Source organism: Pseudomonas sp. B21-053, from assembly GCF_026016365.1.
Taxonomy (GTDB): domain Bacteria; phylum Pseudomonadota; class Gammaproteobacteria; order Pseudomonadales; family Pseudomonadaceae; genus Aquipseudomonas; species Aquipseudomonas nunensis.
This window is the reverse complement of the sequence record NZ_CP087205.1, coordinates 1,809,451-1,823,988: the sequence shown is the minus strand read 5'-3', so window position 1 is coordinate 1,823,988 and position 14,538 is coordinate 1,809,451. Positions and strand designations below refer to the sequence as shown.

Annotated in this window: 11 protein-coding genes; all 11 read right to left on the bottom strand. The window is 60.8% G+C overall.

Annotation, left to right across the window (positions count from 1 at the left end; translation table 11 throughout):
• Positions 1-80: 80 nt before the first annotated feature.
• The 11 genes from pseC to LOY68_RS08245 all read right to left on the bottom strand — a co-directional run bounded on the left by pseC (position 81) and on the right by LOY68_RS08245 (position 14,435).
• Positions 81-1,238: a UDP-4-amino-4,6-dideoxy-N-acetyl-beta-L-altrosamine transaminase gene (gene pseC, locus LOY68_RS08295; protein ID WP_265044110.1), complete on the bottom strand. Its 1,158-nt coding sequence runs from the start codon at positions 1,236-1,238 to the stop codon at positions 81-83.
• Positions 1,235-2,236, bottom strand: a complete 1,002-nt coding sequence (gene pseB, locus LOY68_RS08290) for a UDP-N-acetylglucosamine 4,6-dehydratase (inverting) (RefSeq protein WP_054049288.1) — start codon at positions 2,234-2,236, stop codon at positions 1,235-1,237. Before pseB ends, pseC begins: the two co-directional genes overlap by 4 nt.
• 13 nt (positions 2,237-2,249) lie before the next feature.
• Complete coding sequence (locus tag LOY68_RS08285) at positions 2,250-5,168, bottom strand: glycosyltransferase family 2 protein (RefSeq protein ID WP_163909056.1); 2,919 nt, start codon at positions 5,166-5,168, stop codon at positions 2,250-2,252.
• 55 nt (positions 5,169-5,223) lie between these two features.
• Positions 5,224-5,961 (bottom strand): cephalosporin hydroxylase family protein, encoded by a 738-nt coding sequence (locus tag LOY68_RS08280; RefSeq protein ID WP_163909055.1) that lies wholly within the window; start codon positions 5,959-5,961, stop codon positions 5,224-5,226.
• A 17-nt stretch (positions 5,962-5,978) separates the two neighbouring features.
• Complete coding sequence (locus tag LOY68_RS08275) at positions 5,979-7,049, bottom strand: class I SAM-dependent methyltransferase (RefSeq protein WP_163909054.1); 1,071 nt, start codon at positions 7,047-7,049, stop codon at positions 5,979-5,981.
• Complete coding sequence (locus LOY68_RS08270; protein WP_265044107.1) at positions 7,039-7,896, bottom strand: NAD-dependent epimerase/dehydratase family protein; 858 nt, start codon at positions 7,894-7,896, stop codon at positions 7,039-7,041. Before LOY68_RS08270 ends, LOY68_RS08275 begins: the two co-directional genes overlap by 11 nt.
• Positions 7,893-9,119 carry a class I SAM-dependent methyltransferase gene (locus LOY68_RS08265; RefSeq protein WP_265044105.1) on the bottom strand — a complete coding sequence of 409 codons (1,227 nt, stop codon included), beginning with the start codon at positions 9,117-9,119 and terminating at the stop codon, positions 7,893-7,895. Before LOY68_RS08265 ends, LOY68_RS08270 begins: the two co-directional genes overlap by 4 nt.
• Positions 9,116-9,676 (bottom strand): dTDP-4-dehydrorhamnose 3,5-epimerase family protein, encoded by a 561-nt coding sequence (locus LOY68_RS08260; protein WP_265044103.1) that lies wholly within the window; start codon positions 9,674-9,676, stop codon positions 9,116-9,118. Before LOY68_RS08260 ends, LOY68_RS08265 begins: the two co-directional genes overlap by 4 nt.
• Positions 9,673-10,755, bottom strand: a complete 1,083-nt coding sequence (gene rfbG, locus LOY68_RS08255) for a CDP-glucose 4,6-dehydratase (RefSeq protein ID WP_265044102.1) — start codon at positions 10,753-10,755, stop codon at positions 9,673-9,675. Before rfbG ends, LOY68_RS08260 begins: the two co-directional genes overlap by 4 nt.
• Complete coding sequence (gene rfbF / locus LOY68_RS08250) at positions 10,737-11,510, bottom strand: glucose-1-phosphate cytidylyltransferase (protein ID WP_054049272.1); 774 nt, start codon at positions 11,508-11,510, stop codon at positions 10,737-10,739. The genes rfbG and rfbF overlap by 19 nt, the downstream gene beginning before the upstream one ends.
• Before the next feature lie 315 nt (positions 11,511-11,825).
• Complete coding sequence (locus LOY68_RS08245) at positions 11,826-14,435, bottom strand: beta strand repeat-containing protein (RefSeq protein ID WP_265044098.1); 2,610 nt, start codon at positions 14,433-14,435, stop codon at positions 11,826-11,828.
• Positions 14,436-14,538 lie beyond the last annotated feature (103 nt).

Here is a 14,538-nt window from a genome sequence, read left to right as displayed (position 1 = left end):
ATCTTTTGATCTTGTTTTTCGGCGATATTGAAAAGATCAAAAGATCGCAGCCTTCGGCAGCTCCTACGGGGGCGTGGCGTTTATTCGGTCAGTCGTCGCAATTGCTCAACCACATAATCCTGCTGCTCATCACTGAGCAACGGAAACAGCGGCAGGCTGATGGCTTCGGCGTAGTAACGCTCGGCCTGCGGGAAGTCCCCTTCGGCAAAACCCAAGTCACGGTAGTACGGCTGCAAATGCACCGGAATGTAGTGCAGGTTCACCCCCACTCCGGCCGCTCGCAACCCTTCGAACACCTGGCGATGGCTGAGGCTGATGCGATCCAGCTGCAAGCGCACCACGTAAAGATGCCACGCCGACTCGGCCTCGGGCTGAGGGCTGGGCAAGGTCAGCGGCAAGTACGCGAGCAAGCGGTCATACCGCGCCGCCAGTTCACGTCGGCGCGCGATGAAGTCATCCAGTTTGTTCAGCTGTGACAGCCCGAGCGCTGCTTGCAGGTCGGTGATGCGGTAATTGAAGCCCAGTTCCACTTGCTGGTAATACCAGGGGCCGTGGCTGGGTTCGGTCATCTGCGCGGGATCGCGGGTCATGCCGTGGCTGCGCAGGCGTTGCAGGCGCTCGGCCAAGTCCTGGCGATTGGTCAGGACCATGCCACCTTCGGCGCTGGTGATGATTTTCACCGGGTGAAAGCTGAACACCGTCATCGCGGCGAAATCACCACAACCCACCGGGCGCCCGGCATAGGACGCGCCGACTGCGTGGGAGGCGTCCTCAATGATCGTGAAGCCATAACGCGCGGCCAGTTCGGCGAGCATGCGCATGTCGCAGCTCTGCCCGGAGAACGCCACCGCCACCAGCACTTTGGGCAGCGTGCCGCTGTCCTCCGCCGCTTCGAGTTTGGCTTTCAGGGCGTAGGCATCGAGGTTCCAGGTCAGCGGGTCGATGTCGACAAAGTCCACCTCGGCGCCGCAGTAACGTGCGCAATTGGCCGAGGCCAGAAAGGTATTCGGCGTGGTCCACAACCGATCACCCGGCCCGAGACCAGCGGCCAGGCAAGCAATGTGCAGCGCCGCCGTGGCGTTACACACCGCCACCGCGAAATCGGCCTGGCAACGCTCGGCCATGGCCTGTTCGAAACGCTCGATGGTCGGGCCCTGGGTCAGCCAGTCGGACTGCAACACGGCGACTACCGCATCGATGTCGGCCTGATCGAGACTTTGCCGACCGTAGGGAATCATGCCGACAGGTCCGCGTGCAGATCGGCAATCTGGCCGACCGACAGGTAATGCGGATTGGTGTCGGAGCGGTACTCGAAATCTTCGCTGACCGGTTTGCCCTGCTCGCCCAATTTGTCCACGGCAAAATCCACGTCGACGCTGGTGAAGCGGATCGACGGCTGGATGGTGTAGTGATCAGCGAACTCAAGCGTCATGCGCGCATCGTCCAGCGGCACCATCAGCTCATGCAGCTTTTCACCCGGACGAATCCCCACGTGTTTGTGCGGCAAATGTTCGGCCATGCCTCGCGCCAGATCGACAATGCGAATCGACGGGATCTTCGGCACGAACACTTCACCGCCGTGCATCCGGGCGAAGCTGTCGAGCACAAACTGCACGCCGTGATCGAGGGTGATCCAGAACCGCGTCATGCGTTCATCGGTAATCGGCAATTCGGTGGCGCCCTCGTTGATCAGCTTGCTGAAAAACGGCACCACCGAGCCGCGCGAGCCGGCCACGTTGCCGTAGCGCACCACGGCAAAACGGGTCTGCTGTTCGCCGGCGATGTTGTTGGCGGCCACGAACAGTTTGTCCGACAGCAGCTTGGTCGCGCCGTACAGGTTGATCGGGCTGGCGGCCTTGTCAGTGGACAGCGCGACCACCTGCTTGACGCCATTATCGATGGCGGCAGCGATGATGTTTTCCGCGCCGTTGACGTTGGTGCGGATGCATTCGGTCGGGTTGTACTCGGCGGCCGGCACCTGCTTGAGGGCGGCGGCATGCACCACGTAATCGATGCCGCGCATGGCCTGGCGCAAACGCTCGGCGTCGCGCACGTCACCAAGGAAGTAACGCATGCACGGAGCGTTGAACGTCTGCTGCATCTCGTACTGCTTGAGTTCGTCCCGGGAGAACACCACCACGCGCTTGGGCTGGTATTGCTCCAGCAAGCGGCGGATGAAGTTGCGCCCGAACGACCCTGTGCCGCCCGAGATGAAAATCGATTTACCGTTGAACATGCCGTGAATCCTTTTAGGCGATCAACTGTGCCCAGTTGATCGAAGTGCTTTCACCCAAGGCGAAACCTTTGCCGGTAAGAGCCAGGTTGGCGTTGTAGGCCTGATCCTGAGCAAACGCGGCGGCCCATTTGTCACGCAAGGCGTCGAGTACCTGTGGCGCCTGAGGCACCACACCCGGATGAACGACCTGCACCAGCGGCGTCCACACCGTGAGGTAACCGGCCTGGCCGGCCTTGAGGCACAGATCGACGTCGCTCAAGCCTTCGGCGAACGTCACGTCATCCAGGCCACCCAAGGCGTCAAACAGTTCTTTGCGCACCATCAGGCACACCTTCGACACTGCCGAGTAGTTCTGCTCCAGCACCAATCGCTGCAGATAGCTGCCGCTGGCGTCATAGCGCTGGCCGGTAAAGGCCGAACCGACGCCGCCATTCAGCCCCAGGATCAAACCGGCTTGCGTGACCTTGCCTTCACGATCGACCAGTTTGGCACCGACGATACCCACCTCCGGACGCTGGGCATGGTTGAGCAGCGACTCGATCCAGTTCGGGTTGACCAATTCACTGTCGGTGGCCAGCAGCACCAGATATTCACCTTGGGCCTGCTGGCTGGCGGCGTTGTACAACGCCACATTGTTCAGCGGTCGATCGGCGCGCAGCACGTGCACTTTGGCGTGCTGATGGGCCCCAAGCCAATCGTTGACCTCGGAAGACTGATTCGGGTTGACCGCGATCAGTACTTCATAGCGGGTGTAGCGGGTACGCAGCAACACACCTTGCAGGCACTGTTGCAACACCGCCAGATCGTCCCCGGCCGGGATAATGATCGACACCAGCGGACGTTCGGTATGGCGGTAATCAATCTGGTAGGTGCCAGGCGTCGCCGAGGTGACCTTGGCTTTGTAGCCACGGTTGCCCAGATGACGCAGCAAGGCCAGGCGCTCGTGGGCATTGTCTTCCAGCACCGGAGCCCGGGCGATCAGCAAGGGCTCGTCGAGGTGGGCCAGGCCACTCAGGCCACCCGTCTCGATGATGCGCAGCAGCAGATCGAATTCCAGCGCCTTGCTGAAGTCAGGTTGGTAGCCACCGGCCTCGATCAACACGTCGCGACGGATCAGCCAGTGCCGCGCCATCAAGGCGGGCAGGCTTTGCAGCAGGTCAAGGTTGAAGCCGGGACGGAACACATCCACCAGGGCGCCGTTGTCGGTGCGCTGGATTTCATCGGTGGCCACGGCGCGAACGTCGGCGGCGGACAGCAGTTCCAGGCTGGCGCGCAGCAGGCCGCCGGCAGTGAACTCATCGCCCGCCTCCGCCAGCAGCAGCCAGTCACACGGCGACTGAGCGGCGCTCAGGTTCAGCTTGTCGACGAAATTGCTCTGTGTGACCCGGACAAAGTGCAGGGTGTTTTGTGCCGTGGTCGCCGCCGGGGCTTCGCCGGTGGTGAACACCACGACCTTGAATGCTTTGCTGTGACCTTCGAGCAGGCTATCGAGGGTGACCTGCAATTTGTCGACGTTGTTATCCAGGTCCAACAGGAAAATGCCGAACTGTGGGCCGCCGTCATTCGCCGCCAGGTGCCGGGCAATCGACTCGGCTTGCAAGGCGTCAGGCTGACGGGGTTCCAGCCACTTGAGCAGACGACCCGACAGCATAGTGTCGAACGTCGGGCGATGATCCTCGTCCGATACCGCGTCAATGCGCTCGCTCCAGTCACGCATCGACTGCGCTTCTTCGTCTTCGCCCAGCAGTTCCAGTTGCGCCACCAGACGCTTGACCACCGTACGGTTGAACGCGTTGGCGTCGTAGGCCTGCCACAAACGGTCAACCACGCTTTCCGGGGTATCGTTGTTGCGCGGGCTCAGCAAGTGTTCCTGGCGGGTCCATACGCCTTCCAGTTCTTCGAGCTGGAGACGGCCGGCCGGCATGGCATGCAGGAGAAATTCGAAGCGGGTCAACTGATCGAAAAAAGCCTGATTGTAAAAAGGCATCTCGACGTATTGCTGCGGCCCGAAGCGACGCTTGGGCTCCTTCAGGGCATTGTTCCAGAGGGACCCGAAAATCAACTCCGCCGTCAGCGCCCGGCCGGTTTGCAGGCTGTCGATCATGGCATCGAAACTTTCTTGCACAAACGCTTTGCCCTGCGCCGGATCAAGGTCGGTGATGCCGGTTGGCAACGCGGCCAGGAACTCGATAAAGGACTCGCGCTCGGCCACCGATTTGGCATCGGTGTAGGTCAGCGAGTGATACACCTCGGTGTTGTGCTCGGAGTTGCCATAGTTGATCTCGCGCACCACATAAGCGGTCGGCAGGATCCGCGCCTTGGCGCACGCCAGCATGTAGTAGACGTGACCGATTTCCTGCCATTGGAAACTGGTGCCCGGCGGCAACAGCGCATACCAGGATTTCATCAGCGAAGTGCGGGTCACTGCGTAGAACGGCGGCAGGTACTGGCGCATGTACTCGACCACGCGATCCTGCGGCCGCTCGGAGGAATAGTCCTCGCAGACCTTTTTGTCGCGACGGTAATAGCTCACGTTGCCGGCGAGGGTCAGGTACATCAGGCAATAGCCGTGGCACATCCCGTAGTCGCGATTGGCTTCGAGGAAGTCCACCGACTCGGCCAGCGCCTCGTGCACGATGAAGTCATCGTCGGCCGCCAGCACCATGTACGGCGTGGTCACTTGCTCCACGCCATAGGCGATCTTGGCCTGGAAGCCACTGTAGGCAAACTGCGGCACATGACGGTATTCGACGTCGGGGATTTCGCCCTGGAAATACTCGGTGGCGGAATCGAGCACCAGGACTTTGCAAGGCAAGTCGCCGTAATACTTCATCGCCCTGCGCAAAAAAGCCGGACGGTTGTGGGAAATCAACACCACCGTCAGCAGCTCATTCAACGGCAACATGTGCTCAGAAACGGACTTGCCTTGCATAACCTCTCCCACGACCGGCGAAACGCCTGGTTAACGCTTTAATGATGTGCCGAAATTAACGAACGCGACGCAGGTAACCGTCCGGTGCCACGGTGAGCAGCAGTTTGTTTTGCATCTGCTGGTCGATCTCGAAATCCTTGTTCTCTTCGAGGTATTTCCACACGGCGGTTTTCGGGTTATCGCCCGGGCCCCAAGGACGGTCAGGGAAGAAATCGGCCGGCATGTCTTCAACCACGGTGTCCATCACCACGCAGTAGCTGTCGACGGAAACCAGTGGCGCGTAGAGACGCAGCTCTTCCAGCACGTGGTCGTGGGTGTGGTTGGAGTCCAGCACCACGATGACTTTCTTGCCTTCGGCGGCAGCACGCACCTGAGCGGCGATTGCCGGGTCGATGCTCGAGCCTTCGATCATTTTGATGCGCTTGCTCATCGGGTGGCTTTCGATGGCTTCGCGGTTGTGCGGACGGATGTCCAGGTCGATGCCCAGTACTTCGCCGTGGCCTTGCAGTTCCAGCAGGGACGCGTAGTAGATGATCGAGCCGCCGTGGGCGATGCCGCATTCAATCACCAGGTCCGGCTTGACGTTCCAGATGATCTCTTGCATCGCCAGCATGTCTTGCGGCAACTGGATGATCGGACGGCCCATCCACGAGAAGTGGTAGCTGTACTTGTGCTTGGCCGATTCGTTGAAGAAATCCCGGGCCAGGCCGGTGAGTTTCTGGTCGTCGCCCTGACGCGCGATTTCTGCCTGGCACTCGGCTTCGAAAGCTTTATTGATGGTGTTGTCGGTCATTTTAAAAGTCTCAATAGTCACTGGAACGAAGCGCTGTCTACGGCGTGATAGACGTAGCGTCCACCGGTCATCCGCTTGATTTCTTCGAGGTAGTTAGAGTTCATCACAAACAGGTTGGCGCCTTCGGGCAACGCATCCATGGCCTCTTGGGGCGAGGACACCCGTACACCACTCAGGGGCAGATAACGTCCCTGCTTGGCCGGGTTGATGTCCACCACGCGATCCACTGCTACCCCGGCGCGTTGCAGGAACAGCGAATAGATCACGCCTTTGGACGACGCACCCCAGATAGCCGAACCCTGCTGCGGATTGGCCTGGATGATCTGCACCGCACGCTCGAGGCTGCTGGTGAAGTTCTCAGGCAGGTCCAGTCGCGGGACCGGTTGTTCCGGGGTCAGGCGCAAGGTCGACAGGTCGGCGACGATGTACAGGTATTGGCCACCGAACAGGTGACCGGCCTCGTGCACAGTGCCGAACATCCGGCGCAGGTCATCGAGGCGGAAATAATTGACGTGCTCGTAGAACAGATCGAACCAGGCGCGGTGCTCCAGAATCCAGTCGAAGCACGGCACTTCGATGTAGATCTGCCCGCCCTGATTGGCCTCGGCCATTTGCGCGAGGAAACTCACCGGATCCTGGATATGTTCCAGCACATGGCGCAACACGATGGCATCCGCCGCCAGGCCCAAACCACGGGTAAACGGGGCCTTGATCACGTCGGCATTGTTGCCTTCATAGGCCGGGTCGATGCCGGTGATGGCGTAGCCCAGGCCCTTGAGGAGTTCGAGAAAATAACCTTTGCCGCAGCCAACTTCGATCAACTCCTGGCCTTTGAAGTGGCGGGCAATAATCCCTTCCACATCGCTCAGGTGCTGCTGGAACTGGCCGGAATGCGCCTGTTCGTTCTGGTAGTCGGCGTCGTAGCTGAGTTTGTCGGCGTCGAAGGCGTCGTTGAAGATCAACCCGCTCTGTTCATCCTGCACCAGCACCATGTCGGCGCAGGCCGAGGCCCGGGCCGATTGCGGGTCGGCGAAGGTGCGATTCTGCAACACCGGCAGGTCAGCGACCCGATACAACTCATGCTTCATGATTGCCTCCCAACAGTTGTTGCAGACGCTCAGCCACGCCCCAGAACGCCATCGGCTCATGCGTCGGGTATGGGTAGTGGCCGAGGTTCAAACCGATGGAGGCGCCGCGTTCACGCAGCCGCTGTTCCACCAGTGTCCTGACCGATATCGGCTGGCCGCTAGAACAATTGACCAGCCCATTGAAATCCCGCTGTTGCAGGATCGCCGCCAGGTAACCGGCGGCGGTGTCGATGGGCAGGTAATCGCGCAGCTGTTCGCCGGCCGACATATTGAAAGTGGCATCACCGGCATCGATTGCCCGGTCCAGCGCCGCCAGCAAACTGTTGGGGTTCTGTCCTTCGCCATGCAGGTAAAACAATCGCGCCCATTGCAGGGTGAACGGCTGGACCCGCTGCAAACTTTCCAGAAACAACCGCAAGGTGTTTTTCGCCAACCCGTAGGGATTGCCCGGCTGCGGCGCGGATTGCTCGGTGAGCGGCCCGCTCTGCATGCCGTATTCGAAACAGGTGCCGGTGACCAAAACCTGCGACACGCCCGCCTCGACCGCGCCCTTGATAAACCGGTAGTCGGCCATCAGGTTGTGTTCGAAATGGAACAGCGCCTGATAGTTCGGCAAACCGGGCCAGGCCAGATGCGCCAAGGCATCGACGCCCTCGGTCAACGCTGGGATATCCAGGTCGGCGGCGTGAATATCCGCTGCGATGAATTCCACGTCATTGATCCACGGCAAACCCGCAGCAGTCTCGGCATTGCGCGCCACGGCGCGCACCTCACAACCCCGGGCGAGCAACGCTGCGACCAGATGCCGGCCGACGAACCCGGTAGCGCCGGTGACCAGCACCTTCACAGGACGGTCAACTCGGGCACGGCGATCACAAAGCGGCCGTCCCACTCACGGACCTGGGCCAGTTGCTGGCTGACTTCGTGCAACAGGTTCCACGGCAGTACCAGCACGTAATCCGGTTTTTCGAGGTCGATCTGCGCCGGCGACACAATCGGGATGCGGCTCCCCGGCAGGTACTTGCCCTGCTTGTGCGGGTTGGCATCGGCGACCCACGCGAGCAGGTCTGGCTTGACCCCGGCGTAGTTGAGCAATGTGTTGCCCTTGGCTGCGGCGCCATAACCGACCACGCGCTTGCCCTCGGCCTTGGCCTGCAACAGGAAGCGCAGCAGTTCGTGCTTGATGCGTTCGGCAGCCGGCGCCAGGGTCGCGTAGTACTCGGGGGTTTTCACGCCTGCCGCGAGTTCGGCTTGCAACTGTTGCTGCACCGCCGGTTGCACGTCACGACGCTGGCCATCGAGGCGCTGCACAAATACCCGCAGCGAACCGCCATGGGTCGACAACTGACTGACGTCGAATACTTCCAGGCCATTGCGCGCGCACAAGGTTTGCACGGCGGTCAGGGACAGGTAGGAATAGTGCTCGTGATACAGCGTGTCGAACTGCTGGCCAGCCATCAGCGTCAGCAGTTGCGGAAACTCGAAGGTCGCCACGCCGGTCGGTTTGAGCAAGGTCGCAAAACCGCCGAGGAAATCATTGATGTCCGGGACGTGGGCCAGCACGTTGTTGGCGGCCATCAGGTCGGCGGACCAGCCTTCATTGACCAGTTGCGCGGCGGTGTCGCGACCGAAAAACAGTTCGCGAATCTCCAGGCCTTTTTCCCGCGCCGCTTGCGCAGTGCTGCGAGTCGGCTCGACGCCCAGGCACGGAATGCCGCGCTTGGCGACGTACTGCAACAGGTAACCGTCATTCGCGGCGATTTCCACCACGCGGCTGTCGGCAGTCAGGCCAAAGCGTTCAACCATTTCGGCCACATAGCGCTCGGCATGGGCCAGCCAGGTGCTGGAGAACGAACTGAAATACGCATACTCGGCGTCGAACAGGCTGTCGGCGCTGGTGTAATCCTCGGTCTGCACCAGCCAGCAGTGCTGGCACACCGCGACTTTCAACGGCACCCACTGCTCGGCCTGCTCGAGTTGATCGGCACGCACGTAGGCGTTGGACGGCGGCGACGTGCCGAGGTCGATCAGCGGCAAGGCCAGCGGCGTAGCGCAACCACGGCAATTCATACACGCACTCCGGCGAAGTGTTCATCGAGCACGGGATGGCTGGCGTCCCGGGCTGACAGATTATTGACAGGCAACGGCCAGGTAATCGCCAGCCGTGGATCGTTCACCGACAAACCGCCCTCGTGGGCCGGTGCGTAATCGGCGCTGTGCAGATAGAGCAATTCGGCGTCATCGGTGAGGGTCTGGAAACCGTGGGCGAACCCGGCCGGGATCAGCAAACTACGCCCGTCGCCGGCCCGCAGGTGCTCGGCGTGCCAGTGCAGGAAAGTCTCGGAGTCAGGGCGCAGATCCACCGCCACGTCCCAGACTTCACCGCGCAGGCAGGTGATCAATTTGGCTTCTGGTGCATCGGCGTTCTGATAATGCAAACCACGCACACTGCCCCGCGCGCGGGTGCAGGAATGGTTGATCTGACGAATATGAAACGCCTGGCCGAACGCGCTCAGGCTGCCTTCGCAGAACAACCGCGCGAAGTGCCCGCGATCGTCTTCAAAGCGCTTGTGCTGCACGCTGAACAAGCCGTCCAGCGGCAACGCGTTCAATAGAAATTCGCTCACAGCGCGCCTCGGTAAACGTTCAACTGGCCCAGGGTGATGGCGCGCATGTCGTCGCCGTTTTGCCACGCCAGGTGCCAGTCGAGGGTTTGCGTCAGGCACTGTTGCAACGACCAGCGCGGCTGCCAACCGAGCAATTGACGGGCGCGGCTGCTGTCCAGGCGCAGCAGGCCAGCCTCGTGCAAATCACTCGGCTCGATGCGCAAGCCTCGGGCTTGCGGCCAGCGACTGGCGAGCAGCTCGACCACTTCGCCGACGCTGCACATGTCCGCTTCGCTCGGGCCGAAGTTCCACGCACCGGCGTATTCCGGACCTTGTTGGTAGAGGCCAGCGGCCAATTGCAGATAACCGGCCAACGGCTCTAGTGCGTGCTGCCAGGGGCGCACGGCTTGCGGGTAACGCAGGGTCACCGGTTCGTCGGCGGACCAGGCTTTCAGCACGTCCGGGATCAGACGCTCCGGGGCAAAATCGCCACCGCCTAAAACGTTGCCAGCGCGGGCCGTGGCCAGGGCCAGACCGTGTTCGTCATGCTTGTCGGCCGGGAAGAACGACGCCGCATAAGACTGCGCCAACAATTCGCAGCAGGCCTTGCTGCTGCTGTAAGGATCGTGGCCGCCGAGGGCTTCGTCTTCGCGGTATGGCCACAGCCATTCCTTGTTGGCGTAGACCTTGTCGGTGGTCACCAGCACGCAGGCGCGCACGCAACCGACCTGACGGATCGCTTCCAGCAAGTTGAGCGTGCCCATGACGTTGCTGGAATAGGTGCCCAACGGATCGCGATAACCTTCACGCACCAACGGTTGCGCCGCCAGGTGCAGGACGATCTCCGGCTCGGTGTCGGCGATGATCTCAAGCAAGGCACCGAGGTCACGCAAGTCGCCACGCTGATCGTTGATGCCTTCGTGCACCCGCGCCAGTTCGAACAGGCTCGGCTCGGTGGACGGGTCCAGGGCAAAACCGCTGACCTTGGCGCCGAGACTTTGCAGCCACAGCGTCAGCCAACTGCCCTTGAAACCGGTATGCCCGGTGACCAGAACCCGCTTGCCGCGCCAGAATTCCGGGCTCAGTCCCATTGTTTCCATGGGGCCTCCCCGCTCAGCCACAACGCTTCGAGGTGATTCTTGTCGCGCAGGGTGTCCATCGGATGCCAGAAGCCGTCGTGCTGGAAGGCCTGCAATTGTTCTTCGCTGGCCAGTGCCGCGAGGGGCTCGGCTTCCCAGGACGTCTGGTCGTCGGCGATGTACGGCAAGACCTTCGGCGACAGGACAAAGAAGCCGCCATTGATCCAGCCGCCATCACCGCGCGGCTTCTCGATGAAGCCTTTGACGCTGTCACCGTCGCGCTCCAGGGCGCCGTAACGGCCTGGCGGTTGCACGGCGGTCACGGTGGCGAGCTTGCCGTGGGCCAGGTGAAAGTCGACCAACGCGCCGATGTTCAAGTCCGAGACGCCATCGCCGTAGGTAAAGCAGAAGGCTTGTTCGCCTTCCAGATAGCGCGCGGCGCGACGCAGACGGCCACCGGTCATGGTGTCTTCGCCGGTGTCGATCAGGGTCACGCGCCACGGTTCGCTGTAATTCTGGTGAACGTCCATGCGGTTGTTGCACATGTCGAAGGTGACGTCGGAGGTGTGCAGGAAGTAGTTGGCGAAGAAGTCCTTGATCGCGTAGCCCTTGTAGCCAAGGCAAATCACGAAATCGTGGATTCCGTGCGCGGAGTACTGCTTCATGATGTGCCAGAGAATTGGCTTGCCGCCGATCTCGATCATCGGCTTGGGCTTGAGGTGCGACTCTTCGCTGATTCGCGTGCCCAGGCCACCCGCCAAAATAACTGCCTTCATCCTCTTCCCCTCTTGTTCGTCACAGGGCCCGGCCAAGCTGTATCAAGCTTTTGCCGGCCTTCTGGATAAAACGCTCAACGCCGCTGTGTGCACTGCCCGCCGAGGCGCGAGTGCTCGTTTTATGGCGATATGAAGGGGGACTTGCAGGAAACGCGCCAGCTCTGTGGGCCTGGAAGGCGCCCAGAGGGAAGAGAAGCTGTGGGAGCGGGCTTGCTCGCGAAGGCAATCGGTCATCCGACATTGATGCCGACTGACCTAGCGCTTTCGCGAGCAGGCTCGCTCCCACAGGGGAGGTGCTTGTTAGCCGAAAATCATTCAGCCAAACATGGCAAAGCCATCAGCGCTGGTTGGCAAATTGAAGGCCTGGCCGTCGGCGGTCTGGATGTGCTCGATGGTGGCGAAACCGGCGAACCAATCCTGGAGCTTCACGCCGTTATCCAGAACCGCTCCCGACGCAGGGCTGGTGTTGCTGAGGTAAAGGTCATCGCCCACCCGCGTGACATTCAGGTCGGCGGCGGTGGCGACGTTGTTCAGGATCAAGGTGTCATTGGTGAAATAGCCCTGGCCGTCATCCCTGATCGTCACCAGGTTGCTGGTGTTGACGGTGTAGGTGTCGTCATTCTCCCCGCCATTGGCAAAGCCGCTGGCGTTCATGATCAATTGGTCGAAGCCATTGCCGCCCAACAAAACGTAATCGTGGCCGATGCCCGTCAACACATCTTCGCTTTCCCCACCATCGGCCGTGCCGCTGGTGACTGTGATGGTGTCATTGCCATATTCGCCATAGGCGAAGCTGCCCCGATCATTGACCGCGGTGACAATCACGTCGTCGCCGTCGCCGCCGTACAACATGTCGGCCTGGGGAACGCTGCCGGTATCGACTTCGGTGGAAGGACCGCTCGCGGGTCCAAAACCGCCATAGAGGTGATCGGCGACCCAACCACCGTGGATGACGTCATCGCCCAGGCCGCCTTCAAAGTAGTTACTTTCCAGGCCTTTACCTGTCAGCGTGTCGTTGAAGTGACTGCCGCGCAGGATTTCAATATCCCAATACTGGTCGCCTTCAGCGATACCGGAATTCTGCCTAGCCTGCAGATCGATGCTGACCCCCACATCGCTGTCGCCATAGCTGACGGTATCCAGGCCTTCGCCACCGATGAAAAGGTCCGGCCCAGCGCCGCCAAACAGCAGGTCGTTACCCTGGCCGCCCACAAGGGTGTTCTCCAAGTCATTGCCAAAACCGGTGAAGTCGCCGGTGCCGGTATACGTCATTTTTTCAATGAATGACTCCAGGGACTTCACCGCCAGGCTGGTGCGCACCTCATCATAGCCGCCGAGGAAATCCTGTTCGATGACTGTCACGCCCTCGGCATTGATGTTGTAGATATCGTCGCCCCGACCACCTTCGAACGTCACGCCACCGACGGAGCTGGTGAAGGTGTCGGCACCGAACGAACCGATGACCTTTTCCACATTGGCCAGCGTGTCGCCTTCAGCTCCGTTGCCAACGCCGGGCATGCCGATACCTTCGCGGATATCGACGCTCACCGCACCATTGGACCAGGAATAATCCACGGTATCGAAACCGGCCCCGCCATCGAAGCCGATCGGCAAGTCATTGGCCCTGAAAAAGTCATCGAAGTTCGACCCCAGGATCAGCTCGATACCGGTGTAGGTATCACCCACTGCTACGCCGGTGTTCAGTTGCCCGGATATCAGGTCAACCGTCACCCCCTCGGTGCTGTCGGCATAACTCGCGGTATCCAGGCCCGCGCCGCCGATCAAGTGGTCCGCGCCCTCCCCGCCCACCAGCACATCGTTACCGACGCCGCCGGTAATGGTGTTGCCGCCAGCATTGCCGTAACCGGTGAATGAACTCTTCCCGGTATAGGTCAGCGACTCAATGTTGGCGTCCATGGTGTAGGAAGACAGGCCAGTACGAATTTCGTCGATGCCCATCGCGAAGTCGCGCTCGGAAATCGTGACACCCGTGGAATTGATCACGTAAGTGTCATCCCAGATGGTGCCAATGACGTGTTCGATATTTTTCAGCGTAACGCCTTCGGCGTCGCCGCCAATCCCGGGCTTGCCCGTGCCGTTACGGATATCGAGGGTGACCCCCGCTTCCGACATCGAGTAATCCACTGTGTCAAAACCGTCGGCACCGTCCACGGACTTGAACGCTGTACCGCCCAAAAACACGTCATCGTGGTTGGAGCCGCGAATGGCTTCGATATCGGTGAAGGTATCGCCGGCGGCGATTCCGGAGCTGTTGTTACCGTACTTCAGATTAATGTCCAGGGTCAGACCCTCGGCGCTGTCGGTGTAGCTCGCGGTGTCCCACCCTGCGCCGCCGATCAAGTGGTCGGCACCGCCGCCGCCCAGCAGCACATCATTGCCCGCCCCGCCGGTGATCACGTTATCGCTGGCGTTGCCGTAACCGGTGAATTTACCGGTGCCGGTATAGGTCAGGCGTTCGATGTTCTCGTCCAACCGGTAGTGGGCCTGATTGGTCAGCACCTGATCGTCATAACCGCCAGCCCAACCACTCTCTTCAATGATTTTGCCGCCGTCGGCATTGACGATGTAGGTGTCGTTGCCGCGCCCGCCTTCAAGGGTCCGGCTGCCCAACGTGGTGGTGAAGGTGTCATCGTAATCACTGCCAATGACCTTCTCGATATTCTTCAGCGTGTCGCCTTCGGCATCGCCGCCGGTTCCGGGCTGGCTGACGCCGCTGCGCAGGTCGATGCTGATCCCGGCCGAGGACCAGGAGTAATCCGCCGTATCGAACCCGGCACCACCGTCGAGCTGGTCCGCGCCGGCGCCGCCGATCAGAACGTCATCGCCGCGCAGTCCTTTGATCACGTCATCCTCATTCGTACCGATCAGCGTATCCGTGCCGTTTGTTCCATTCATAACTGCCATGTCTTCTTCCTTGCCTTGGTGAGAAAAAACGAAATCCTTGGGCAACTATCGACCACTGACGCTTCAAGCTTGAACCTGCGGACGAAAAAAAAGGCGACCCAAA